Annotated in this window: 24 protein-coding genes; 12 read left to right on the plus strand and 12 right to left on the minus strand. The window is 37.5% G+C overall.

Annotated features, from left to right (window positions below; translation table 11 throughout):
* Nucleotides 1-14 precede the first annotated feature (14 nt).
* The 4 genes from cysS to guaA all read right to left on the minus strand — a co-directional run bounded on the left by cysS (nt 15) and on the right by guaA (nt 7,435).
* Complete coding sequence (gene cysS / locus Q0Y61_RS03700; protein WP_297811618.1) at nt 15-1,424, minus strand: cysteine--tRNA ligase; 1,410 nt, start codon at nt 1,422-1,424, stop codon at nt 15-17.
* 295 nt (nt 1,425-1,719) lie between these two features.
* Complete coding sequence (locus Q0Y61_RS03705; protein ID WP_297811544.1) at nt 1,720-1,902, minus strand: hypothetical protein; 183 nt, start codon at nt 1,900-1,902, stop codon at nt 1,720-1,722.
* A gap of 429 nt (nt 1,903-2,331) precedes the next feature.
* Nucleotides 2,332-3,276: an HTH domain-containing protein gene (locus tag Q0Y61_RS03710; protein ID WP_297811547.1), complete on the minus strand. Its 945-nt coding sequence runs from the start codon at nt 3,274-3,276 to the stop codon at nt 2,332-2,334.
* Between the two features lie 28 nt (nt 3,277-3,304).
* The gene (guaA, locus tag Q0Y61_RS03715) at nt 3,305-7,435 is read right to left on the minus strand and encodes a glutamine-hydrolyzing GMP synthase (protein ID WP_297811551.1); all 4,131 of its coding nucleotides are present in this window, start codon (nt 7,433-7,435) and stop codon (nt 3,305-3,307) included.
* A 334-nt stretch (nt 7,436-7,769) separates the two neighbouring features.
* Between guaA and Q0Y61_RS03720 the strand changes: the two genes are divergently transcribed.
* Nucleotides 7,770-7,940: a S24 family peptidase gene (locus Q0Y61_RS03720; protein WP_297811555.1), complete on the plus strand. Its 171-nt coding sequence runs from the start codon at nt 7,770-7,772 to the stop codon at nt 7,938-7,940.
* 154 nt (nt 7,941-8,094) lie between these two features.
* On the opposite strand, the gene Q0Y61_RS03725 is transcribed toward Q0Y61_RS03720, so the two are convergent.
* Nucleotides 8,095-9,678, minus strand: a complete 1,584-nt coding sequence (locus Q0Y61_RS03725; protein WP_297811558.1) for a saccharopine dehydrogenase family protein — start codon at nt 9,676-9,678, stop codon at nt 8,095-8,097.
* A 147-nt stretch (nt 9,679-9,825) separates the two neighbouring features.
* Between Q0Y61_RS03725 and Q0Y61_RS03730 the strand changes: the two genes are divergently transcribed.
* Nucleotides 9,826-10,452, plus strand: a complete 627-nt coding sequence (locus Q0Y61_RS03730; RefSeq protein ID WP_297811561.1) for a superoxide dismutase — start codon at nt 9,826-9,828, stop codon at nt 10,450-10,452.
* Nucleotides 10,453-10,545: 93 nt separating this feature from the next.
* Here Q0Y61_RS03730 and Q0Y61_RS03735 read toward each other — a convergent pair whose 3' ends face one another.
* The 7 genes from Q0Y61_RS03735 to hisS form a co-directional block, all read right to left on the minus strand.
* Nucleotides 10,546-10,866, minus strand: coding sequence for a hypothetical protein (locus Q0Y61_RS03735; RefSeq protein WP_297811564.1), 321 nt, complete (start codon nt 10,864-10,866; stop codon nt 10,546-10,548).
* A complete protein-coding gene (locus Q0Y61_RS03740) occupies nt 10,859-11,464 on the minus strand; it encodes a hypothetical protein (RefSeq protein WP_297811566.1) in 606 nt (201 codons plus the stop codon). Before Q0Y61_RS03740 ends, Q0Y61_RS03735 begins: the two co-directional genes overlap by 8 nt.
* Before the next feature lie 16 nt (nt 11,465-11,480).
* Nucleotides 11,481-12,323, minus strand: coding sequence for a hypothetical protein (locus Q0Y61_RS03745; RefSeq protein WP_297811569.1), 843 nt, complete (start codon nt 12,321-12,323; stop codon nt 11,481-11,483).
* Nucleotides 12,324-12,548 carry a hypothetical protein gene (locus tag Q0Y61_RS03750; RefSeq protein ID WP_297811572.1) on the minus strand — a complete coding sequence of 75 codons (225 nt, stop codon included), beginning with the start codon at nt 12,546-12,548 and terminating at the stop codon, nt 12,324-12,326.
* Nucleotides 12,515-13,198, minus strand: coding sequence for a hypothetical protein (locus tag Q0Y61_RS03755; protein ID WP_297811575.1), 684 nt, complete (start codon nt 13,196-13,198; stop codon nt 12,515-12,517). Before Q0Y61_RS03755 ends, Q0Y61_RS03750 begins: the two co-directional genes overlap by 34 nt.
* A complete protein-coding gene (locus Q0Y61_RS03760; protein ID WP_297811578.1) occupies nt 13,173-13,349 on the minus strand; it encodes a hypothetical protein in 177 nt (58 codons plus the stop codon). The genes Q0Y61_RS03755 and Q0Y61_RS03760 overlap by 26 nt, the downstream gene beginning before the upstream one ends.
* A 288-nt stretch (nt 13,350-13,637) precedes the next feature.
* Nucleotides 13,638-14,948, minus strand: coding sequence for a histidine--tRNA ligase (hisS, locus tag Q0Y61_RS03765; protein ID WP_297811582.1), 1,311 nt, complete (start codon nt 14,946-14,948; stop codon nt 13,638-13,640).
* Between the two features lie 140 nt (nt 14,949-15,088).
* On the opposite strand from hisS, the gene rpmE reads away from it, so the two are divergent.
* Genes rpmE through Q0Y61_RS03815 form a run of 10 tightly spaced genes read left to right on the plus strand, consistent with a single transcriptional unit; the run spans nt 15,089 to nt 24,235 of the window.
* A complete protein-coding gene (gene rpmE, locus Q0Y61_RS03770) occupies nt 15,089-15,292 on the plus strand; it encodes a 50S ribosomal protein L31 (RefSeq protein WP_115551142.1) in 204 nt (67 codons plus the stop codon).
* A gap of 14 nt (nt 15,293-15,306) precedes the next feature.
* Nucleotides 15,307-16,140 (plus strand): 16S rRNA (cytidine(1402)-2'-O)-methyltransferase, encoded by an 834-nt coding sequence (rsmI, locus tag Q0Y61_RS03775; protein WP_297811587.1) that lies wholly within the window; start codon nt 15,307-15,309, stop codon nt 16,138-16,140.
* Nucleotides 16,141-16,173: 33 nt separating this feature from the next.
* Nucleotides 16,174-16,860 carry a 23S rRNA (guanosine(2251)-2'-O)-methyltransferase RlmB gene (rlmB, locus tag Q0Y61_RS03780; protein ID WP_297811591.1) on the plus strand — a complete coding sequence of 229 codons (687 nt, stop codon included), beginning with the start codon at nt 16,174-16,176 and terminating at the stop codon, nt 16,858-16,860.
* Complete coding sequence (locus Q0Y61_RS03785) at nt 16,847-17,770, plus strand: hypothetical protein (protein WP_297811594.1); 924 nt, start codon at nt 16,847-16,849, stop codon at nt 17,768-17,770. The genes rlmB and Q0Y61_RS03785 overlap by 14 nt, the downstream gene beginning before the upstream one ends.
* Nucleotides 17,764-18,606 carry a hypothetical protein gene (locus Q0Y61_RS03790; RefSeq protein WP_297811597.1) on the plus strand — a complete coding sequence of 281 codons (843 nt, stop codon included), beginning with the start codon at nt 17,764-17,766 and terminating at the stop codon, nt 18,604-18,606. The genes Q0Y61_RS03785 and Q0Y61_RS03790 overlap by 7 nt, the downstream gene beginning before the upstream one ends.
* A gap of 11 nt (nt 18,607-18,617) precedes the next feature.
* Complete coding sequence (locus tag Q0Y61_RS03795) at nt 18,618-19,829, plus strand: LL-diaminopimelate aminotransferase (protein WP_297811599.1); 1,212 nt, start codon at nt 18,618-18,620, stop codon at nt 19,827-19,829.
* Nucleotides 19,830-19,844: 15 nt separating this feature from the next.
* Nucleotides 19,845-21,209, plus strand: a complete 1,365-nt coding sequence (locus Q0Y61_RS03800) for an NCS2 family permease (RefSeq protein WP_297811602.1) — start codon at nt 19,845-19,847, stop codon at nt 21,207-21,209.
* 7 nt (nt 21,210-21,216) lie between these two features.
* Nucleotides 21,217-23,697, plus strand: coding sequence for a heavy metal translocating P-type ATPase (locus tag Q0Y61_RS03805; protein WP_297811605.1), 2,481 nt, complete (start codon nt 21,217-21,219; stop codon nt 23,695-23,697).
* 1 nt (nt 23,698) lies between these two features.
* Nucleotides 23,699-23,950 (plus strand): hypothetical protein, encoded by a 252-nt coding sequence (locus Q0Y61_RS03810; RefSeq protein WP_297811608.1) that lies wholly within the window; start codon nt 23,699-23,701, stop codon nt 23,948-23,950.
* A 3-nt stretch (nt 23,951-23,953) separates the two neighbouring features.
* Nucleotides 23,954-24,235 carry a hypothetical protein gene (locus tag Q0Y61_RS03815; RefSeq protein WP_297811612.1) on the plus strand — a complete coding sequence of 94 codons (282 nt, stop codon included), beginning with the start codon at nt 23,954-23,956 and terminating at the stop codon, nt 24,233-24,235.
* Nucleotides 24,236-24,406: the final 171 nt, after the last annotated feature.

The raw sequence follows: 24,406 nt of genomic DNA on the forward strand, positions 1-24,406 counted from the left end.
AAACTTCTGCGATTCTATATTTTCTCCCATTCGCACCCGCTAGGTGTGTCCATTATCTCAATCCCCTCCAAACGCAAATCTTCACGAATTTTATCCGCATTTTGAAAATCCTTTACGCTTTTGTATTCTGCACGTTTTGCAAGGAGTGCTTCAATCTCTGCGCGTCTTTTTTCGCTTACTCCAAGCTTAAAGTATTCTAAAGAATCCTTAATGCCTACTCCCAATACTCTTGCAACAAGCGTAAGATTTGTCTGTATTTGTGGAATTTTATTTTTTTGTTTTTTATCCAACATTTCATTTGCATTTGCAATTAATTCATCAAGAACACTTAAGGCTTTAGAAATATTCAAATCATCACTTAAAGCCCCTAAAAACTCCTTTTTAAAAGAATCTTGCACTCCTTGAGATTCCGCATTATGCGAGGCTTGAACCTGTGCAAGTCGTTTTTTGAGTCGATAGATTCTATCTAGTCGTTTCTTACTTGCAAGCAAATCTTCTTCGGCAAAATTTAATCCCGCACGATAATGAGTACTTAAGAGATAGAATCGCAAAATCTCTCCATCATAATTTTTCAAAGCATCTTTGATAAAAAAGCTATTCCCCAAAGACTTTGCCATTTTTTCACCATTAATTGTTACAAACCCATTATGAATCCAATATTTTGCCAAAGCTTGCCCGTGTGCGCAACGCGTTTGGGCTACTTCATTTTCATGATGTGGAAAAATCAAATCTGCACCACCTCCGTGAATATCAATTGCATACTCACCTGATACCGCTAAATGCTCCTGAATCATTGCACTACATTCAATATGCCAGCCCGGACGCCCCTTGCCAAAGGGAGATTCATAACCCACATCACCCACACCTTTATAGCTTTTCCATAAAGTAAAATCTTTCACATCGTGTTTTTGCTCATTGTTTTGGATTCTACTTACGCTCTCTGCTTCTGCGATTCTACCACTTAAACTACCATAATGCGCATCTTTGCTAACAGATAAATACACATCACCATTTTGCGTTTTATAGGCAAAACCTTTATCTAGCAGTATCTGTATCATCGCACAAATGCTTGGAAGGCTTTGGGTAGCTTTTGGTTCAATATTTGCCCTTTCCACGCCTAAAGATTCCATTTCTTCAAGGTATTTTTGTGTATAGGTTTGCGTGATAACTTCCACACTCAAACCGGTTTGTAGGGATTTATTGATAATTTTATCATCAATATCGGTGAAGTTTTTAGCAAAAATCACTTTATAGCCATATTCACGCAAAAGCTTACGCCACAAATCAAATACAATTGCGCTTCTTGCGTGTCCTAAATGTGAATCATCATATACCGTTGGACCACACACATACATTCGCACTTCATTAGGATTAATCGGTTCAAAAACGACTTTTTCTTTCAACTTACTATCATAAATTTTTATCATCATTTCTCCATTAAATCAAAGATGAAGTATAGCAAAAAATGGTAAGAATTTTAAAATTTAAAATGAGGATTTTAAGTATCTCTGCAAGGCTGGATTTTGTATAATTTTGCAATTCTTTTAAAAATACAATTCCGCTTTGCTCTTTTATTGCACAAAATAAAACTCTCTAAGATTCTAGTGATTTGCTCCTCATTTTTTCTTTATCCCTAAAGGTTTTTAAATCAAAATCTAGCACTGCGATATTTTTACCATAACCCTCAAGATTAAATTTATCTAAATTAATTGGAAATTTTTATGAAAAACTCACTCTTAAATATTCTTTTATTTCCCTCTCTAGTATTTCCTCTAGCTTATTCTTTTCGTTCCACGATGGGCAGTGATTAACTTTCGCATCAAAAACCTTTTGTTCTAAATCCTTTTTTAGTTTATTTAAATGTTTTTTGCCATTAGAAATACCCTCAAATTCTTTAAGCATTTCATTCTTCCATTTTTGAGAATAGGTTAAAATAATATACTTATTTAAGCCTTTTGCGTAGCCATATTCTTTACACTATTTGTGCTTATATCCACTATCACAATATTTGATTCTATTATATCCTTATTAAAAATTTTATCAGGAATATTAACATCAGAATTTTGCTCCATAATTAGGTATAAGCTCAAATTTTAATAAATTATTTTCGCCCTGAATTCTATTGATGACATTATTAATGGCACTCTGATATATTTCTTTATAAGCCTTATTAAATTCCATCGCAACAAAATATATCTAACCTTCATTAATCCACATTTCCTTTTATATCCTTTTGATACACAATAGAATTAGATATGCAAAACTCCCTTGTTAATTATCTAGATTCTATCTAAATATGTTTGTATTATCATTTATGCTCCTCACTCCCATTTAACCTACTCCAATGTATTTTTCTTTAAGATATTTTTGCATTTCTTCATCATCAAAAACTTTATCAAATTTTGCTTTTATTTCTGTATCAAACCCTGCTTTGATTTGTTTGTTTATATCTTCAATAAAAGTTTTAAAATCACTATTTTTTTCTAAAAGCATATTTAGTGTTTGTATGTCAAGCTCTCTTTCTTTGGAACTAAGCAAAATTTTAGAGTCTAAAATGTCACACTCAAGTTTTATCACCCCTATACCAAAGTTTTGATTAAGTCGCCTCAATTCACTTAAAACTTCATCATCAATTTCTTTAAAAACTACCAAGTATCCTTCATTTGCCCAGCTACAATTACTCACGGCTTGAAAATAACTTTCTTTTAAATTTGAAAAATCAAGACTGATTTTAAGCTCAAATGAAAAAAATTTGTAACTATTTTGCCCTATATTATGCAAAAGTGTCAAAGTCTCTTTGTTGTAATCATCATAAGGAAAATACGCGCCTACAATATCAGGGTAATTCCATTTGTCTTTACCCATTGCTGCTTTTCTGCTTTTTTCGTGGTAAATAGTTTTGCATTGGAGATTAAAATTAGAATTTTCATAGAGAAATTTTACAAGTAAGGGGTGCAAATCCCTTTCGTGAAATGGATTCTTTTCTTGTTTGTCTTTTTCATCTGCCAATGCATCATTAATTTTTAAATGAGCTAATTCACCCTCTCTAGCCTTGAGCCAAAAAGTTGTAGGCTTTTTGTAAGCGAATATGAAGTGATTTTCTTTTCTTTTAATGCTTGTATAAATCCTAGCCTCAATAGTTTTAATAGGCGTTTTTCCAACGCTTGAAAGCTTTTTACCAAGCCCAATTTCACAAGCCTTTAACCAAATTTGCTCACTTGTCAAAGGCTCTTTTGTCTGTTTTAAAGCCTCTACAATCAATTCTTTATAAGTCATTTTACTCCTTTTTGAATTCTGTTAGTATTCACTCCCACTCAATCGTGCCCGGCGGTTTGCTTGTGATATCATACACCACGCGGTTAATGCCCTCTACTTCGTTGATGATTCTATTACTCACGCCCTCTAAAAAATCGTGGGGTAAATGCGCAAAAGTTGCAGTCATTCCATCAATCGCTTCCACCGCTCGCACACAAATCGTATTATCATAAGTGCGATTATCGCCCATTACACCCACACTCCGCACATTGAGCAGCACACAAAACGCCTGCCATACCTTATCATAATAGCTTTGTTTGTGTAGCTCGTCTATAAAGATAGAATCCGCCTCACGCAGCAAATCCAAATCTGCCTTATTCACCTCTCCCATAATGCGAATGGCTAGCCCGGGTCCGGGGAATGGGTGGCGCATTAGCATAGATTCAGGCATTCCAAGCTCTCGCCCTAATGCCCTTACTTCGTCCTTAAATAGCTCTCGTAATGGCTCAATCAGCTCAAACTTCATCCATTCAGGTAACCCACCGACATTATGATGAGACTTTATCGTCTTAGAGGGACCCTTCACACTCACAGATTCTATCACATCAGGGTAGAGTGTGCCTTGCGCGAGGAACTTTATCTCACCTTTTGTATTATGCTTTTTCGCCTCTTTTTCAAACACTTCAATGAAAGTCTCGCCGATAATTTTACGCTTAATCTCGGGGTCAAGCACACCCTTAAGGCGGCTTAAAAATAACTCACTTGCGTCCGCAGTAATCAGGGGCACTTTGAGATTTTCTTTAAACATTTTCTCCACTGCCTCTCTCTCGCCTTTGCGCAAAAGTCCGGTATCAACAAACACTGGAATAAGATTCTCCCCAATGGCGCGATATAAAAGTGCAGCGACAACGGAGCTATCTACCCCACCACTCACCGCACACAACACTTTACTCGTTGTCTCTTTGGTGATTTTAAGAGAGTTTGCTACTCCACTTCTGTCATCACCCTCAAGGTAACTCCCTCGTGTCGCACCTTCACAACTCTTAAAATCCCTCAAAGATACTGCCGAACCTGAATCTGCACTAGATTCTAAATGACTTTGCCCTTTAATGTCGCTAGATTCTGTATGTTGAGAATCCACAATTCTAGTATTTGCGGTGTGGCTGTGTAAGTTTTTTGGATTTTTTGTAAGGTTAGCGGACTTAGTGTTCGTGCCCTGCGAAAAATCCAAAATCTTATCGCATTGCATACCCAAAGATGAATTGCGCTTAAAGCACGAGGTAAGATGGTCATTCACCATTCCAATACTCTGCATCATCGCATACATAGTCGTAGTGCCGACAAACTTAAACCCGCGCTTTTTCAAATCCTTAGCGATTTTATCCGATAGCGGCGTGGAAGCGGGTAAATCCGCAATGCTTTCAAAGGCATTGATAATCGGCTTACCTCCCACAAAGCCCCAAATATATTTATCAAAGCTCCCAAACTCCCTTTGCACCGCCATAAATGCCTTAGCATTGATAATCGCTGCTTCTATTTTGGCACGATTCCTAATAATCCCCTCATTTCGCATTAGCTCTTTGATTTTGTCCTCATCATAGTTGGCTACAATGTGAGGGTCAAAGTCATCAAATGCCACCCTAAAAGCCTCGCGTTTTTTAAGAATCGTAATCCAAGAAAGTCCCGCTTGAAAGCCCTCTAGCACAAGATGTTCAAAGAGCTTTTTATCCTCGTGCAGTGGTTCGCCCCACTCTGTGTCGTGGTAGTCCTCATAGAGCTTACGCGCCGCCTCGTCCTTATCGGTAGCCCAAGCGCAACGCACCTTTTCACGCACACCCTCATTTGAATCTTGCGCCTCAAGCCCCAAAGACTTTTGCAAACTCTCACGCGCAATGCTTAGAGGGATAAGTTCGGGTGAAAATGCACCAGCACTCCCCGCAGGGATAGGCTTTTTTCCTGTTTTTGCAAACCCCAAAGCCTGATAGAATCCTAAAGCCCACTCAAGACTATTAACCTTTATCACTTCAAATGCACCTAAATACCGCATAAATGCCTCTTTGAGCAGTGCCTTGCCCACACCCTTTCTAAAGGCTTTTGGAGCGACAAAAAGCATTGCAATTTCATTTTTTTCTATCTCAATAAAACCTAACCATTCTTCATTTTTTTGCGCTATAAGTAAATTTTTAGATTTTAATATAGCCTCCCGTATTTCCTCTCTCATACCCGCAATTTCATTTTCGCTTAAATCTTTGTGTGTAGCCCTTGCACCTTCCTCCCAGATTTCAATAAGTCTTTGTATGGTTTGTGCTTTGCCAATGTGCTTAAAGGCTTCTTGAATCTGCATAAAACTCATAGGATTTTCACAATGCACAATCTCACTTCCACAGACGATACGGCGCAATTTTTCAATCTCATTTTGCGCGAAATGACGCATATTCCAAGATGTATCCGCGCCGCAAATCCCTACTGCAAAGTTTTGCAACATTTGCCCACCACATTCACTATGCACAACTTCAGGGTGAAACTGCAGGGCATAAATCTTGCGCTTAGAATCCGCAATCGCGCAATAATGCGTATTTCCAGACTTTGCAAGCTCTCTAAATCCTTGCGGGATAGATTCTACCTTGTCCGCGTGGCTCATCCACACGATAGAATCTTGCTTTATGCCTTTAAAAAGTGAGCAAGATTTAAAACCTTGCGTGGTGCTATTTTCTAATTCTTGCCATACTTTTTTTTCAAGCCTAAAGACAAGATGACTGATTTTTTTGCCCTTATAAGGTTTAGGATATTCCCCCACTTTTTGCATTTCAAGCCTTTTTGCTACCTTGATTGAAGCGGTATTATCCTCTTTGATGAGACAATACACTTCCTCCAATCCCAAAGTTTCAAAGCCATATTTTACGCACATTCTAGCCACTTCGCTTCCATAGCCTTTTCCCCAAAAATCGCGGTGCAAAAGATAGCCGATTTCTACAATTTTTTGAGTTTTGCCCTTTAGACTTATCTCCGTATGATTTAGCCCCGCATTGCCGATAATTGCGCCGCTTTGCTTCTCTATAATCGCGCAGATTCCAAAGCCATATTGTTGATAATGCGCTAATTGCTTATCCAGCCATTCTTGGCTCTGCTTTTTGCTAAAGCCCTGCCCCCACGCATACATTGTTTGCTTATCGCTCACAATTTTATGCAATGCCGCAAAATCTGCCTGCGTGTAAGGGCGCAAAAAGACGCGCTCACTCTCGCACACAAAAGCATTTGCCAGAGAATCGCTAGTTTCTCTTTCAAGTGCTTTTTTTAATATCGCTTTGCTCACCTTTAAATGCACGATGGGGAAGTCTCTCCCTGCGGAATCTTTTTCGCTCATTCCTACTTTTTCAAAGCCCAAAGACTTATAAAATGCCAAACCTTGCGTGTTTTGTTCATTGCAATCTACTAAAATGCAAGGATAGTCTTTCAAATATCGCTCTAATGCTTCTTTGAGTAGTGCTTTGCCTATACCTTTTCTAAAAGCACTTGATGCGACAAAAAGCATTTCAATCTTATTCTTTTCCACACCAACAAAGCCCAAAAAGTCCTTTTTATCTGTCGCAGTGATGATGTTTTGGGAGCTTTGCAATGCCGCTTTGACTTCTAGTCTAATCTCTGCAATGTGTTGCTTAGTTAAAAAAATATGGCTTGCTTGCACAGAATCTTCCCATAAATCAAGCAAGGCTGTGAGCATTTGAGGAAACTTGCGATGAGAAAAAATATCAAAAGAGAGCGTCATTGGTGCTTGTATGCCTTGAGAAGCACCTTGAAATGCAAAACAAGATGAATCTTTAGAATCTTGAGAAGATTCCATAATCTCTAGCACCGCCTTGCCAAATTCTTGCGCGTCCGCCTTGATGACGCGTCCGCCAAAATGTTGGGCGATGAGCTGCATACCATAGCAGATGCCAAGAATGGGAATCCCAAGCGTGAAAATCGCACTATCAGGCTTATAAGCGTCTTTTTCATACACGCTTGCAGGTCCTCCACTTAGGATAATGCCCTTAGGATTTTTGCTCTTAATAGAATCTAGTTTTTCAAAGTAAGGGACAATCTCGGTATAAACGCCATATTCACGCAGTCGCCTTGCGATGAGCTGTGTGTATTGAGAGCCAAAATCTAGCACTAAAATTTGGACATTATTTGCTTGCATAAAGAATCCTTGACAAAGTAGGTTTGCATTTGTTAAATTGTGGCGGAATCTTAGCTAAAAGTTGCTTATAAGTGCTTTTATTCAAGCTTTGTGATTGAGATTTGTGATTTTGTGATAGAGTATTTATTGACTCCCAATCTGAAATCTTCCTCCAAACCTTAAACGATGATATTATCTCTATCCTTTTTATGAAGATGTAAGAATGAGTGCAGGAAGCGGGGCATATAATGAAGCAAAAAGCCGAACAGCTAAACTTCCCCAAATCCTTTTTACGCCAATATTTTGGCATTATATCTTTCAATAATTTACTATTATTATAGGGAAAGGTAATTCTATGTCTCCAACTTTGCCTGAAAGTTGCTACCTTTTAGTGCAATTAGGCAGCGTCAATGATGGACAAATATGTATTACTCGTATTGAGGACGAGCTATATGTTAAATGCTTACAAAAGCAACCAAGATTGAAGCTTTTTACTGATAATAAAACTTATGAACCCATAGAATGAGAGGGCGTGTGATAGGGTATTTTAAAAAGACTTCACTTTAAATCAAAGTATTTTAAAGAGCAAACTACCATTTTACCGAAGATACAAGCCACTCAATCTATCAATTTTACACTTTGAAATAAAATACCCCCCCTTATACTATTCGCGATGCTTTTCACCCTCTCCCATCTTCTAGCACTTTTGCCTCTCCATTAGACTCAATTTCAAGCACCACATAAGGAAGCCCTTGCTTGTTTAGCTCACGCATAAAGGGGTCGGGGTCGTTTTGCTCCATATTCCACACACCCGCACCGCTTTTAGAATCCACACCTTGTGCTTCACCTCCTTTTGGCATATCCTTGTTTGCCTCCAAACGCTCGGCATTGTAAGATTCCTTTAAATCCGCAAATTCTAGGGTTGTAGATGAATTTTTGGGGTTGTGCGAGGTAAGCGAATGAGGTGTATTAGACATACTCCGCAATGAAGTGTCCGATGCACTCCTCAAAAAGTCGCTACAAACCGAATTTGCGCCTACGCCCCATTTGCCCTCACATATTAGCTTTGCCCCAATCATCGCAGGCACACCTGTGGTATAGCTCACACCTTGTGCATTGACTTCAGCGTAGCACTTCTCGTGTTCGCACACATTATAAATATAAATCGTGCGCTCCTTGCCCTCTTTCACACCCTTAATGTAACAACCAATATTTGTCTTGCCCTTTGTGCGCGAAGCTAGACTTGCAGGGTCGGGCAAAAGTGTCTTTAACACTTCTATTGGCACGATTTTTTGCCCCTTGTGTTCCACAGAATCCACGCGCAAAAGCCCAACATTCTCCAAGCACTTCATATGCGTGAGGTAACTCTCGCCAAAAGTCATAAAAAAGCGGATTCTTTTTAAGCCCCTAATATTACGCACAAGCGATTCTAGCTCCTCGTGATAAAGCAAATAGCTGTTTTTCACACCCACTTCGGGATAATCCCACTCTTTCATTAGCGCAAGGGGTGGAATATCGCGCCACTCACCATTAAAATATGGCTCATTTTTCAAATCCTGCGTGTTAGATTCCAATTTAAAATGCTTCTCTTTAGCCTCAAATTTGCGATAAATGCTATCACGCGAGAGGTCAAAGTTTTGTGCATATTGACTTTGAGAATCTTTCACCCAAAATCGAGCTTTAGAGCTGACTTCACGCAAGTTTATCTCGGGATTAAAGTTGGTCGCAAACGCGTATCCGTGGTCTCCTGCGTTGCAATCCAAAATATCAATGCTATGAATCTCATCAAAATAATGCTTCTGCGCATACGCACAAAAGACATTTGTAACGCCCGGGTCAAAGCCACTGCCAAGCAGTGCGTAAATCCCCGCTTCTTTGTAGCGCGTGTCATACGCCCACTGCTCTTTATACTCAAAATGCGCAGAATCGGGGTGTTCATAGTTTGCAGTGTCTAAATAATGCGTCTTTGTGCGCAAACACGCCTCCATAATGCTCAAGTCCTGATAGGGAAGCGCGACATTCACCACAAGCTTTGGGCGGTATTTATTAATCAAAGCCACAAGGGATTCCACATTATCCGCATCAACTTCATCAATCTCAATTTCGCCTAAACCCTTAGCGCGGATAGAATCTGCGATTGCCTTACACTTACTAAGTGTGCGCGAAGCTAAAATAATGCGTGAAAACACTTCGCGATTTTGCGCCATTTTGTGCGCGACAACGCCCCCTACACCGCCTGCTCCAATTTGTAAAACAATAGCCATTGCTAATCCTTATTATGAAACAAAATGAAGCAATTTTACAAAATTTTTCTTTAAGATTTCAAGGAAAGATTAGAGGATAATTTTATTTTAATTATGTTAGAATCTTATCTCAAAACTTTATGTTTTAATTTATTTTAAGGATTAATTATGTTTAAATTACGCACATTACCATTTACCGAGATTACAGGTTTTATTAGTAAAGAAACCTGCGAATATCATCACGGCAAACACCACCAAACCTACATCAACAATCTAAATAATTTGATTAAGGGAACGGAATTTGAAAGTAAAGGCTTATTTGAGATTCTCACAAAATCACAAGGAGGCGTGTTTAATAATGCTGCACAAGTGTATAACCATGACTTTTATTGGGATTGCGTTAGCCCAAATACAAGCAGTAAAAGCGCGGAACTAGAAGAAGCTATCCAAGCAAGTTTTGGTGGGCTAGAAAAGTTTAAAGAAACCTTTTTAAATGCCGCTACTACGCTCTTTGGCTCGGGTTGGTGCTGGGTAGTCTATAACCCAACTTCAAAAAAACTAGAAATCAAACAAGCAAGCAACGCGCAAACCCCTGTAACAGAGGGCTTAATTCCTGTGCTTGTCGTAGATGTGTGGGAACACGCTTATTACATTGACCATAGAAACGCGCGTCCTGCGTATTTGGAAAAGTTTTTCAGTCATATTAATTGGGAATTTGTCTCTAAAGTATTTGCAGGCGCAAAAGCAGAGGGCTTAAATTCTGTAAAATCTTACATCCAATCTCTCCACGCTTAAATGATTCCAAACTTCAAGATTCTTTATGGAATCTTGAATGCTTTTAAAACTCCAATAATATAAATCTTAAATTTTATCAGCAGTCATCATACCTTACACCTCTAGTGTAAAGCTTTGTGTTTTGTTTAAATGGTCTATCGTGTAAAGATTATAGAGATTCTCTGCTACCATTTCCTGCCTATCTCCTGATAGCTTAATGGCAAACCCCAAAAACCTCCCATTTTCATTAACCATCCTCCTAACCATTTCCGCACCTATATCCCTTAAGCTCACTATGTCATCTCCTTGCTGGATTCCATATTCGCTAAAGTCTATTTTGCTTAGTTCCTCATCACTTTTGCTTCTCGCCTCTAGGCTAAGTGCAGCTCTATCGCCCCTTTTGGTAATATACAGCTCACCAGTCTCATTATTCAAAGCAAAGTAGAATCCTGCCATCTTTCTCAAGTCGCATAGAAGTTACAGCTTCTGCATCTTGCATAGCTGCTGCAACTTCCTTGCTTAAAATTGGGTCATCAAGTGCATTTTTGATTCTCTCTAGCCGCTCCTCGTTAAACTCTATTCCAACAATACTATGAAACTTTTGCCTTATGGTACTCATTTGAGTAGATTCCTCTAGCGATTCTACTTTCTCCTTTATCTCGCTATCTACTAGCTCATTATTAAGCAGATTCTCTTTTGCGTCCATAAAGCTATTTTTCGCCTCATAATATTCATCATACAACTTCGCAAAAGCCTCTTTATACTGCTCCTCATAGCTTGGGCGATTCTTACCGTAAATGTGATTCCACTTCTCCTCAAACTCACGAATATTCCCACTATAAAAAGACGATGGTCTTGAGCCATTATCTAGCCTATCTACCACCTTAAATTCCTCTAGCACCTCCACTCCTGCTAGATTTGTCTTTTTATAAGCGGAATTTGTGATAAACTCCCCACTTGCAAAGAGGGCTTCATTAACTTCCTTATCCTTTAGATTTATCCAGCCCTCACTATCGGCGTAGGCTTCAAACATATCTCTAATGTCCTTTTTATATCTCTTTATAATGCTGCTCAGGCGGGAATAAGCTCATTTCTTGCCCTCTAAATGCACGTATATCTACATAAGGATTTAGCTTTTTATCCTCTGGAATCTTATTAAAGTGATAGTTTGCACGATATTTTTTGATTTGTGCTAGAGTTAGCCCATCATACATTATACTTTTGTCATAGCCTTTAATGGAATCATACAAATCTATTCTGCTAACCACATCACTTAATTTTGCGATTCTTACTTCGCCATTGCCATTATCCACGCGGATTTTTAGCTTAGAGAATAGCTCGTCCTCTTTATCCAAGAATCCATCATTATTGCTATCAAAGTTAAAGAGATTCCCAAGCTTCCCCACATCTCCTACGCCTAAGGAATCGTTATCGCCTAGCATATCTAAGAAAACTTCCGCCTCTCCTATTGCAGTTTTTAGCTTCGTAGATTCCGCAAGTGCATTCATTTGCACATAATCGCTGCCTGTATAGTAAGCACCATTGTTTCTTTCAAGCATAGAATTGTTCATTCTAAAGGCGTATTGACTGCCTTGAGAGATCCACACATTCTTACCTGCTAGATTTGTAAAATTAACAATATTACGATTATTAAAGCTCTGAAAACTAGCATTAGCCATTATAAAATTAGTTGCAGAATTGTTCGCGGAAGCTCTTAACTCCTTCGTATATTCCGCATTCCACTGAAATTTTCCATTGATAATTTTTGGCTTTCCATTTTCATCTAGCTCTACTTTACCCTCAAGGCTTAATTTATTTTTTATTGCTAGTGCCTCATTGGAGTTTGCATTTGCGAATAAATACTTTGAATCATTTACTTTCCCTAAATACATTTAAAGTCCTATTGTGCTTCTAATGTCTATTACAATATCATTACTACCCGCATACACAACGAAAGAATCCTCTGCCAAAAATGATGGTTGTTCCATTATAACGGCATTGATATTATTCACTAACTCTGTATCCAATCCAAAAACATTTTGTCGGTTTTGTCTTATGAGTTTAGATTTTGCATTATAGTTATTCATAAGCTCAAACATAAAATGCTGGGCTGCCAAAAAAATTCTTTCACAGGAAAGCAAGAATTTGGACTTATGTTATCATTCTTAAAGATATTATTAAAATTTACCCCCTCCAAATCTACATTTCTTGTAAAAGTCTTAGATTTTCTCTCCTCATCGACAACGGTTTTCCAGCCTATTGTATAGAGATTTGCTTGTTGAAATGCTTGGATATACACCCATTCATTGAGCGGATAAGGTTTTGTGGTATAAACTCTATCAACTGAATAGTCTGTTATTGCTGAAGTAATCTGCAATGTGCCATCTGCATTAATCACTGCGTGAAAGTAGTCTGTCCTAATCGGTCCATTCCCGCTATAATTACGTGAAAAAATGACACGATTTGCGAAATCTTTGTAAGAAGTCACATATATCCACATTCCCGCACTATTGGTTGCAGTTCTTGGTCCCCCTGTATTGTCTCCTTTAAAAATCCCATTGTAAGCATTTGCTATATCTTCCCATTCTCTACTACCTGCTAGAGGCAGAATCCAACCATTTCCTCTATTCTCTGCAACTTTTGGGAAACAAAAGGCTTGTGTATCCTTTTTTGCAGCCAAATAATACAAAATCTGCGAACCACTAGAATCTGTAACCTCTACCAAAATATCTGTATCTGGATTAAAAGTAAAAAGGTCTAGTGGCAAAGCGGTAATTGCTTTTGAAATATTTTTCTCTACCCCCCCCTTTTTTGCTATTTGCTACTTTTTGTAACACTTCTTGGAGTGCTTTGCCCTCCAAAGTTTTACCAATTTTAGCATTTTTGGGTAAATTTATCTCTCCTGCGCTTAAACCCAATGCCAATCCTATACACAAAATACAGCCAAACAAGCCTTTTTCATAGCCAATTCATCCTTGTTTTTACTTTATAAAGATTCTTTGATTATAGCATTAATATTCGGTAATTGTAGGATAAAACTTAAATGGGATTTGTTGCTTTGGTTTTTGTCCTTGCGAGGAATGAGTGAAACGAATGACGAAGCAATCTATAATTAGGCATAAATTAAATTTTGCAATGGAATTTTTTAAGAAAGTGCAAAATTATAGATTGCCACGATTCCTTGCGGAATCTCGCAAGGACACAGATTATTCTACAATCCGCAAACACTCCACGAGGGATTCCAAACTCAAATGATTTTTTTGCTCCCCGCTTTCCATATTTTTGAGCGTATAAGTCTTTTGCGCTTCCTCCTCCTCTCCTAGCACAATCACATATTTGTAGCCTTTAGCATTCGCATACGCAAAGGATTTCTTAGGTTTCACGATTTCCGGATACACTTCAATTTTTAAGCCAAGATTCCGCAAATTTTGTGCGGCAAGATAGCCATATTCTAAACTTTGGAGCGGAATCATTAAGACGTCTGCCACATTTGCACGCGTTTGTATAAGCCCAAGCTCCTCTAGCCCAGCAAGCATTCTATCTAGCCCGATACTTGCACCTACACCGCTTAAAGAATCTTTAGAAAAGTTTTGCGTCAAATCATCATAACGACCGCCCGAACAAACTGAACCCAATGTGGGCAGATCATCCAATGTCGTTTCATAAATGATTCCGGTATAATACCCAAGCCCACGCGCAATAGAAAGATTAATTTGATAAAATTCTTGTGGAAGCAGCAAGCTAAGTAATCTGCAAAGTCTTTCGAGCTCACTAATACCTTGCTTTAAAGTTGCATTCATCGCCTTATAAGATTCTAATTGAGCCAAAAATTCTAAGGTATTTCCTGTTTGCTTTTGTGCGATAAAATCTAAAAGCATTGTAATATTCTCAGTTTTTAAGGTAGTTTTGGTTTGTAACTCCTCACATACGTTTTCTCGTCCAATTTTATCAATCTTATCAAGGATTCTTAAGGTCTCAATTGTTTGTGATTGCGCCCCTAAAGATTCCATTAAACCATTAAAGATTTTACGATGATTTAGATGAATTGTGAAATGTTCTACACCTAAAGAAAGCAAAGTCCGATAAATCACTTGCACAATTTCTGCATCTGCTCCTATGCTCTGTGTGCCAATAAAATCAAAATCACATTGTGTAAATTCCCTATAACGACCCTTTTGCGCTCTCTCTCCACGAAACACATTGCCAATACAATACCGCTTAAAAGGTAAACCCAGTTCATTTTTATATTGCGAAATAAAACGCGCCAAAGGCACGGTTAAATCAAACCTTAAAGCTACCTCGCGTCCTCCGTGGTCAAGGAAATGATACATTTCTTTTTGGATTTCTTCGCTCCCTTGCTTTTTGAGAATCTCTGCATATTCCAAATGCGGGGTTTCAATGGGAGAAAAACCAAATTTTTCAAAAGATTCCACAATACTTTTTAACATCTTTGATTTCGCATAGGCTTCTTTAGGTAAGCGGTCTTTAAACCCACTTAAAGTGCGTGGTGTAATCATTTTTGCTCCAATTTTTAATTTCACTAAAATTTTTATGGATATTAACAAAAATATGCTAAATATTTTTACAATTTATGTTTAATATTAGTATTTTTTAGGTATAATTCGCGTTCTATTTTATTTAAAAGGCTATTATGATTATGAAAAAAGGAATTCACCCAGAATATGTCCCTTGCAAAGTAACTTGCGTTACAAGTGGTAAAGAAATAGAAGTCTTAAGCACAAAACCCACACTAAGAATTGATATTTCATCGTTTTGCCACCCTTTTTATACAGGCTCTGACAAAGTTGTAGATACTGCAGGGAGAGTTGAGAAGTTCAAGCAAAGATACAATCTAAAATAAACTTTGATTAGGATATGGTTACTTTTCTACCCACCCCTATTGGTAACCTACAAGACATTACACTCCGCACATTAGAGACCTTAAAGCAATGCGAAGTCCTTTTATGCGAAGATACAAGAGTGAGTAAAAAGCTAATCACGCTTCTTTTTGAACGCAATCTCTTGAATCCTAAAAATTATCAATATCTCGCGTTTCACACGCACAATCAATCACAATTTTTAAACCAAATTACACCAGAGTTTTTTGACCAAAATATTGGCTTTTTAAGTGATGCGGGAATGCCTTGCATTAGCGACCCGGGCGTAGAACTTGTCCGATATTTACAATCCCATAATTTGCCCTATGAAGTTTTAGGAGGAGTGAGCGCAGTAACTCTAGCTGTCGCATTTAGTGGAATCGTAGAAAAAGAATTTAGCTTTTTAGGATTCCCACCACATAAAATTAAAGAACGTTTAGCTTATTTACATCAAGCCTTTAAAAGTCCTTATCCTGTTATCTTGTATGAATCTACACATAGATTATTAAAAACTTTAGAATTAATGATACAAACTGATTCAACTCGAATGGCATTTATCGCAAAAGAACTTACCAAAAAGCATCAACGAACTTTCAAAGGCACTCTTTTACAAATTCAAGAATCCTTGACACAATGTTATTCTAAAGATTCCGCATTGCTCAAAGGCGAATGGGTTATTGTTGTATCTCCAATACCTGCTAAGCTAGAAGAAAAAGTGCTAACACAAGAAATGTTATTAAGCTTAGAGATTCCCCCCAAAATCAAAGCCAAGATTTTAGCAAAATTAAAAGGTGGAAGTGCAAGCGAATATTATGAACTATTGACAAAATAAACGAAAATTTTAAGAAAAAATAGGATAAAATCAATGATTGTTTATGGGAAGCAGATTGCTAAACTTGTTCTTTTAAAACATAGTGAAAAAATACAAACCATTTACCTTGCAAAAGAGATTGATAAAAGGGAATTTAATGCTTTTGCAAAACTCGGTGTTCCCTTACTTCGTGTAGATTCCAAAAAAGCACAAGCAATGGCAAAAGGCGGGAATCATCAAGGTTATTTGCTAGAGATTTCTCCACTTGTGCCATTAGAGATTCATCATATCAAAACAATGCAATTTGTGTTGGTGCTTTGTGGCATTAATGATATAGGGAATCTTGGAGCACTCTTTCGTAGTAGCTATGTGCTAGGGGTAGATGGAATCGTAATTTGTGGTTTAAAGGAATTCAAACAAGAAGGGGCTTTACGTGCAAGTGCAGGAGCAATGCTAGATATGCCCTTTGCTATCGTGCATAATGCACTAGATGTTGCCAATGAGCTAAAGTTAGCTCAATTTACTCTTTATGGAACAAGCCAAAAAGGTATTCATCTAACGCAAGCACACAGTGGCAAAAAAGCATTATTTTTGGGCAATGAGGGAGAGGGTTTAAGCAACAAAATTTTAAAGAAAATGGATAAAAATTTAACAATTTCACAAAAAAGAGAATTTGATTCTCTTAATGTTAGTGTAGCAGGTGCAATTTTAATAGATAGGATCATCAATGGAAGCAATTGAAAAATTAAAAAATATCGGCGCAAGAGAAATTTCAAAACATACTCATATGGCATTAAATAAAGTTCAATGTATATTAGATTTTAATTTTGCAGAACTTAAAGACCATACGACTACAATTGGGTTGATAAAAATCTTAGAACGAGAATATAATGTAGATTTACAAAAGTGGCAAGAAGAATACAATGAGTTTTACAGCAACCATCAAGAGCTAGACACAGAAAATCTAGAAACAGTCATTAATTTTAAAATTACACACGAAATGACAAAACAAGATGCATCTAAACAATATATTTTTGTTGGAGCAATTATCATTATATTTTTAGGTGTTGGATTCTATGCTTATACCAATTTCTTAAACTCCACTAAAACGGAGGATACCGCAACGACACAAGAATCTGTGCAGATAGAATCCCTAACCACTCCTTCTACTGCAAAAAGTAATGTTGAAAATAATTCTACGACTAATACAACAAATACACTTATCAGCACTGAATCACTACCAACAAACAACTCTTTAGATGCGTCTGCGTCTGCTCCTATAAATTCTCAAGTAAAAAGTGAAGAGCAAAATTCTACACAAATCACACAAACAGAACAACTTGAAAATACTACTCCAACTATAGCAAAACAAAAATTAGAAATTATCCCACACTCAAATGTATGGATTGGAATCGTTTATTTAGATACACGCAAAAAAACCTCACTTTTAACAAACACTCCTTTAGAAATAGACTTAACGCGTCCGCAAACTATTATTACAGGACACGGAATGCTTGATTTAAATAGTGATGAGAAACTGACCAATTATAACCAAGCAGAAAAAATGCTTTTTATGGTAGATGAGGCAGGAAACTTTAGTGAAATTACATTGGCACAATACAATCAATACACCAAAGGATTAGGGTGGTAAGAATCGTTTATAAATGGTTAGTCATTAGTTTATTTGCTAGTAGTGTTTATGCACAAACTCCTGAATTACAAAATCCTATTGATTATAAAGTCGTGCAACTTTTAGGTGTGCAAGAATATCAAATGAATCAGAAATTTATCCAACGGCTTTTTAGCAATCAAGGATACTTTTTAGATAGCAAAGGACAGCCAGATCTATATAAAATTTCTAAAACACTTAAACAAAACGGATTATTAAAACTAACTTTCAAACAACCAAGAGAACTTGAAGTGGCTTTCAATATTCAAGAAAATCCGACGACTTTTACGAGTGTATTATATAATATACTCAATGAAATGGGATATTATTATTTTCTGCTTAAAGAAAGTGTGCTAGAGGAAAAACAATTCAAATTTATCCTCTCTATGAATACAGAATACGCGATTGACCCTACACTATTACAAGAAAAATTATATGACTATGGTTACAAAGTCCAAAACATTGAACGCAGTAGCATTTATCAGTGGAATTACACGATTACAAATACTTCTTTTCAATACCCAAAAGCTACACAATTAATACCTAATCAAACCAATCACAAAGCAAATTTAAAGGGTGAATATTGGTATCAAATCAACAAAGGAAATCGCTTAGAAGTCAAATCTAGTAATGGAATCCTATGGTATCCTAAACTCATCTTTTTTGATAAAAATTTAAACATCTTAGAAATTACAAGCAGTCAAAAAACCTTACAAATAATTCAAAAAGAGATTCCAAAGGGTGCAATGTTTGTAAAAATCACGGATACTTTCCTATCTATTACAACGAAAAATGGTTTAGATGTAACCTTAAAATAAAAGGAGAGAGAATGTTTGAAGAAATTGAATTTGAAAAAATTAAAAGATTACCAAAATATGTTTTTGCTGCAATCAATGAAATCAAGTTAAAAATGCGCCAAGAGGGCGAAGATGTGATTGATTTTAGTATGGGAAATCCCGATGGAGCAACTCCAGAGCATATCATTGATAAACTATGCGAAGCGGCACATAAACCAAAAAATCACGGCTACTCTGCAAGTAAGGGGATTTATAAACTTCGTCTTGCGATTGCAGAGACTTATAAACGTAAATATGGAATCTCTCTTAATCCTGATACGCAAGTCTGTGTCGCTATGGGTTCTAAAGAAGGCTATGTACATTTAGTCCAAGCTATCACAAATCCGGGCGATACTGCTATCGTTGCAGAACCCGCTTATCCCATTCACTATTATGCCTTTATCTTGGCAGGCGCAAATGTAGCAACTTTTGGATTAAAGTGGAACGAAAATTATGAATTAAATGAAGATGCTTATTTTGAATCTTTGCAAAAATCTCTTAAAAATACTATGCCTAAACCAAAATTTGTTGTAACCAATTTTCCACATAATCCGACTACGGTAGTTGTTTATAAAAGATTCTATGAAAGATTTATCCAACTTGCTAAGCAAGAACGATTTTATATTATTAACGACATTGCCTATGCAGATTTGAGCTTTGGTGGATATGTTGCACCCTCTATCTTTGAAGTAGAAGGTGCGTTAGATGTTGCCGTAGAGGGTTACACGCTCTCTAAAAGCTACAATATGGCAGGTTGGAGGGTTGGCTGTGTTGTAGGCAATGAAAAGCTTGTTGGCGCACTACAAAAGATTAAAAGTTGGTTAGATTATGGACTCTATACTCCGATTCAAATCGCCTCCACAATTGCTTTAAATGGCGACCAAACTTGTGTGAAAGAAATCGCAAACAAATACGAACATCGTATGGAAGTGCTAATTGATAGCTTTGGTGCAGCAGGATGGGAGATGAAAAAACCAAAAGCAAGTATGTTTATTTGGGCAGAGATTCCAAAATGTGCCAAACATTTAGGGAGTATGGAATTTTCTAAATGTCTCTTACAAGAAGCAAAAATAGCTGTTAGTCCTGGCATTGGCTTTGGCAATCACGGGGATAATTACGTCCGCATTGCTTTAATAGAAAATGAAAATAGGATTCGTCAAGCAGCAAGAAATCTTAAGAAATTCCTAAAACAATTCGAAGCATAAATCCCTATTCAAGCAATGGCACAAAAAGAATTTCAAACAAGGAAACAAGGGGCTTCCCAACAAACTAATGTTTCAAATTGGATTGAAAGATTCTTTCAACTCCAAACCAAACAGACCAACATAAAAACAGAATTTATAGCTGGTTGGACGATTTTTTTATCAATGCTCTATGTGATTCCTGTTTCTGCTGAAATTCTCTCTCACGCGGGAATGCCAAAAGATGCGCTTATTACAGCTATCACATTGGTTACGATTCTATCCACTTTAGCGTGTGGATTGTATGCTAATATGCCCATTGCAATGAGTGTGGGTATGGGATTAAATGCTTATTTTTCCTATGACATTGTGCAAGGTGCTGGAATTGCTTGGCAACAAGCATTGGGAATTGTATTTCTTTCAGGCATTCTTTTTACCATTATCTCTTTTAGCAATTTTAGAATATGGATTTTAAAATCTATCCCTAAGAATTTGCGTTTTGCACTCTGTGTAGGGCTTGGAGCATTTCTTGCAAGCATTGGACTAAAGGGTCTAGGATTCTTTGTTTTACAAAATGACAATTTACTCTTAGGAGATTTAAGCAATATTTCTACGCTATTAGGCACACTTGGCATTTTGTTTATCCTTGTTTTATATCTTTTAAAAATTAAAGGTGCATTTATTTTAGGAATCTTAAGTCTTAGTATAATAGGATTCCTATTTGGGTTAATCCAATCTCCTACACAATTCCTCTCCTCCCCTGCTTCAATCGCACCTGTTGCTTTGAGGCTAGAACTTGTGAGCATTTTAAAATCTGCTTTTATTCCTATCATTTTGACCTTGATGATTACAGATTTATTTGACTCTCTAGGCACCCTCTCTGGTGTTGGAATTAAAGCTAACTTATTTCAAGAATTAAACGACAAAAATATTCCTCACAACACTTCATTAGAAAAAACGCTTCAAGTAGATGCACTAGCTACTACTATAGGAAGCTTATTTGGCACTTCCACTACTACAAGCTTTTTAGAATCTGCAAGTGGTGTAGAAGCTGGAGGTAGAAGTGGGCTAACTGCAGTATTTGTTGCCTTATTTTTCTGTCTTACGCTCTTTATGCTACCACTTTTTTTAAGCATTCCCTCCTTTGCAATTTATCCGATTTTGGTTGTTGTTGGTGTAGCAATGTTTTTAGAGATTGCACACATTGATTTTAGTGATACCGCTTCAGCCATTGCGAGTTTTTTTGTTATTTTGCTTATGCCTTTAACAACTTCTATCACGATTGGATTAAGTGCAGGATTTTTAATCTATTTATTACTTTTAATTGCACAAAGAAATTGGAAACAAATCAATCTAGGCTTACTTTTTATCTCTTCGTTAAGCCTATTGCCTTTTATATTTTAGAGATTCTATGAAACACATCTGCAACCACTGCCATTTAGAGTTTGACGAAAAGGTACTCATCAAAACCAAAATTGGCAAAGAGGAAAAATACTTTTGCTGCAAAGGTTGCGAGGGAGTTTATAAACTCTTAAATAGCAAGGGTTTAGAAGATTTTTATAACAAATTAGGCAACAATACCTTAGAACCCACAACACAAATTTTAGAAAACGAAAGCTTGGATTCCTTTGATTCCACTCCCTTTTTTGAACGTTATGTGAGCATCAAAGAGGATTTGTGTGAAATCTCCCTTATTTTAGAAAAAATCCATTGCATTGCCTGTGTTTGGCTGAATGAAAAAATCCTCACCCAAACAAGTGGAATCGTGGAAGTCAATATCAACTATACAAACAATAAAGCCACAATTCTTTATAACCCTAAGCGGATTAAAATCTCCGAGATTATTCAAAAGATTCGGCAAATCGGTTACAATGCACACGCTTATGACCCACGTTTGCAGGAGGCTTATGCAAACAAAGAAAAACGTGATTATTACATTAAAATGGTGGTTGGAATCTTTTGTGTGATGAATATTATGTGGATTGCCGTAGCGCAATACGCAGGATATTTTAGCGGAATCTCTGATGAAATGCGCAACATTTTAAACTTTGCAGGATTCGCACTCTCTACTCCCGTGCTGTTTTTTAGCGGAATCATTTTTTGGCGTGGTGCTTGGGCTGCACTAAAGTTTAGAACGCCTAATATGGATTTGCTAGTTATTAGCGGGGCAAGTTTAGCTTATCTTTATTCTATTTATGCGAGTTTCAAAGGTGGTGAAACCTATTTTGAATCTGTTGCGATGATTATTACTTTTGTGCTAATTGGCAAATTCCTAGAGGTGCGGGGCAAAAAAAGTGCGGTGGATAGCCTAGACAAACTCAATGCACAAATGCCCCTAAGTGTGCGGGTGCTACAAACTTCACAAAACGCGGAATCCAAAGGAGCTAAGGATTCTAGCCTAGCACAAGACTTCCAAGAAACCGCCATAGAATCTGTGTGCATAGGGGATATTGTGCAAGTGCGACCAGGGGAACGCGTTGCGCTAGATGGGATTTTGCTAAGTGCAGAAGCCCTTTGCGATGAAAGCGCGATGAGCGGGGAATCCTTGCCGCAAATCAAAAATGCGGGAGATTCCATTTATTCTGGCTCTTTGGCTCTAAATTGCCCCTTTAATTATCAAATCAGCAAGGTTTTCAAAGATTCTTTGATGATGAAGATTGTAGGTTTGGTGGAAAACTCCCTCAATGCGCGTCCCAAGATTCAAGAAGCGGCGAATCGTATCTCGCGCTACTTCTCGCTTGTGATTCTCTCCCTTGCTTTTGGGACTTTTTTGGCTTGGGAATATCTGCTAAACGCCTCTTTTGAACGCTCTTTAATGGTGATGATTTCTGTGATAATCATTGCTTGTCCTTGCGCACTCGCTCTTGCAACACCCATTGCCTCTTTAATAGGGCTTGGCGAAGCCTTGAAATATAGAATCCTCTTTAAAGAGGCGCGTTTTTTAGAAACCATTGCAAAAGCGGACACTCTCGTTTTAGATAAAACAGGGACATTAACAAAGGGTGAGCTTAAAGTTTTAAATGTGCGCTACTTTAACCCAAACAACACACTAGATTCTAAAGAGGGTGGAATCCTATATTCTATGCTCACGCAAAACGCCCACCCCATTAGCAAAGCAGTGCTAGAGTTTATTGGGCAAACGGGGCAAATTAGCACACAAACTACAATTTCTTTGGATTCTATGCTACAAATCAATGCGCGCGGAATCAAGGCAGAGATGCAAGGAGATATTTATTTTGGCGGAAATTTGGCACTTTTGCAAGAACACGATGTGGAGATTCCAAGCCCTTTGAAAAATACGCAGAGTGTCTTTTATTTTGCAAAAAATACTAAGATTCTAGCAGAATTCACCCTGCAAGACACACTGAAAGAGGATGCAAAAGGGACGATTGCAACATTACAGCAAGAAGGAATTACCTGCATACTTTTAAGCGGTGATAATGCGGGAGTCTGTCAAAGTATCGCGCTGGAAGTTGGAATCACAGAATATTATGCCTCACAAAGTCCCCTAGATAAAGCAAATTTCATAGACAAGCTGCACAAACAGGGTAAAATCGTTGTGATGGCGGGGGACGGCATTAACGATTCCATTGCACTTGGCAAAAGCGATATTGCAATCGCAATGGGTGGGGGCATAGATTTAGCCATTAGCGTGAGTGATGTGGTTGTGCTAGATGATAGTATGCAAGGCGTATTAGAATCTTTTAGGCTTGGGAAGCGCACTTATCACTTTATTTTGCAAAATCTGTGGCTCTCTCTCTTGTATAATGCGCTCACCATTCCACTTGCAATGGCGGGTTTTGTGATTCCATTGATTGCAGCACTCTCTATGTCGCTTAGTTCCTTGCTTGTCGTGGGTAATAGTTTAAGAATCAAGGATTCAAGGAGTTAAAATGACAGAATTTTATGAAAAACTCAATGCGCTCTGCATAGAGATTCTATCAAAATCCCCTGAGGGCAAAATCAAAATTGCAATTTGTGGGGCTTGCGGCAGTGGCAAAAGCACACTTGGTGGTAAAATAAGAAAGAAAGGCTTTGGCAATTTTAAGCCTTATCAAATCGCAGTGATTGATGACAATGTAATGAGCCTTAATCTCTTTATTGCTCGTCCAAAGCTAAAATCCCCCCCCCCCGCAAATAATTGATAATTGCGAGCTTTTTTTAAATTCCTCCCTTTTTATGTGAAACTTGTTTTTTGTATTGGCGCAAGTGTAAACCGCTTAGATTTTGCTGATATTTTAATCCTTGCTCAAGTAAGCCAAGAGGCGAGATTGAAGCGGCTAACACAAAGGGAGAAAGACCCGCAGAGAATCCAAAGCCTCTTGAATGCTTCCATTACAATAAATATCCGATACAATCACAAAATGCTTATCAGCCTTGAAGAATCCGAATCAAAGCTACTTAATGATGTAGCAGATTCTATTTCTTAAAAGGATTACTAAATGAAATCTTGTTAAAATACACTTTTTAAAGGAGATTTATGCGAAGTGATATTGTGAAAAAGGGCTATCAAAAAGCCCCTTATAGAAGTTTATTGCGTGCCACAGGGCTAAAAGATGAAGATTTCAATAAACCCTTTATCGGCATTGCAAATAGTTATA

Origin of the sequence: uncultured Helicobacter sp. (assembly GCF_947367035.1) — a bacterium.
Taxonomy (GTDB): Bacteria; Campylobacterota; Campylobacteria; order Campylobacterales; family Helicobacteraceae; genus Helicobacter_D.

Excerpts from the sequence above, each read along its gene's own strand:
- Q0Y61_RS03705 (WP_297811544.1), bottom strand. The coding sequence starts at position 1,902 with ATGCTTAAAGAATTTGAGGGTATTTCTAATGGCAAAAAACATTTAAAT.
- Q0Y61_RS03710 (WP_297811547.1), bottom strand. The coding sequence starts at position 3,276 with ATGACTTATAAAGAATTGATTGTAGAGGCTTTAAAACAGACAAAAGAG.
- guaA (WP_297811551.1), bottom strand. The coding sequence starts at position 7,435 with ATGCAAGCAAATAATGTCCAAATTTTAGTGCTAGATTTTGGCTCTCAA.
- Q0Y61_RS03720 (WP_297811555.1), top strand. The coding sequence starts at position 7,770 with ATGTCTCCAACTTTGCCTGAAAGTTGCTACCTTTTAGTGCAATTAGGC.
- Q0Y61_RS03725 (WP_297811558.1), bottom strand. The coding sequence starts at position 9,678 with ATGGCTATTGTTTTACAAATTGGAGCAGGCGGTGTAGGGGGCGTTGTC.
- Q0Y61_RS03730 (WP_297811561.1), top strand. The coding sequence starts at position 9,826 with ATGTTTAAATTACGCACATTACCATTTACCGAGATTACAGGTTTTATT.
- Q0Y61_RS03740 (WP_297811566.1), bottom strand. The coding sequence starts at position 11,464 with ATGTTTGAAGCCTACGCCGATAGTGAGGGCTGGATAAATCTAAAGGAT.
- Q0Y61_RS03745 (WP_297811569.1), bottom strand. The coding sequence starts at position 12,323 with ATGTATTTAGGGAAAGTAAATGATTCAAAGTATTTATTCGCAAATGCA.
- hisS (WP_297811582.1), bottom strand. The coding sequence starts at position 14,948 with ATGATTACACCACGCACTTTAAGTGGGTTTAAAGACCGCTTACCTAAA.
- rpmE (WP_115551142.1), top strand. The coding sequence starts at position 15,089 with ATGAAAAAAGGAATTCACCCAGAATATGTCCCTTGCAAAGTAACTTGC.
- rsmI (WP_297811587.1), top strand. The coding sequence starts at position 15,307 with ATGGTTACTTTTCTACCCACCCCTATTGGTAACCTACAAGACATTACA.
- rlmB (WP_297811591.1), top strand. The coding sequence starts at position 16,174 with ATGATTGTTTATGGGAAGCAGATTGCTAAACTTGTTCTTTTAAAACAT.
- Q0Y61_RS03785 (WP_297811594.1), top strand. The coding sequence starts at position 16,847 with ATGGAAGCAATTGAAAAATTAAAAAATATCGGCGCAAGAGAAATTTCA.
- Q0Y61_RS03795 (WP_297811599.1), top strand. The coding sequence starts at position 18,618 with ATGTTTGAAGAAATTGAATTTGAAAAAATTAAAAGATTACCAAAATAT.
- Q0Y61_RS03800 (WP_297811602.1), top strand. The coding sequence starts at position 19,845 with ATGGCACAAAAAGAATTTCAAACAAGGAAACAAGGGGCTTCCCAACAA.
- Q0Y61_RS03805 (WP_297811605.1), top strand. The coding sequence starts at position 21,217 with ATGAAACACATCTGCAACCACTGCCATTTAGAGTTTGACGAAAAGGTA.
- Q0Y61_RS03810 (WP_297811608.1), top strand. The coding sequence starts at position 23,699 with ATGACAGAATTTTATGAAAAACTCAATGCGCTCTGCATAGAGATTCTA.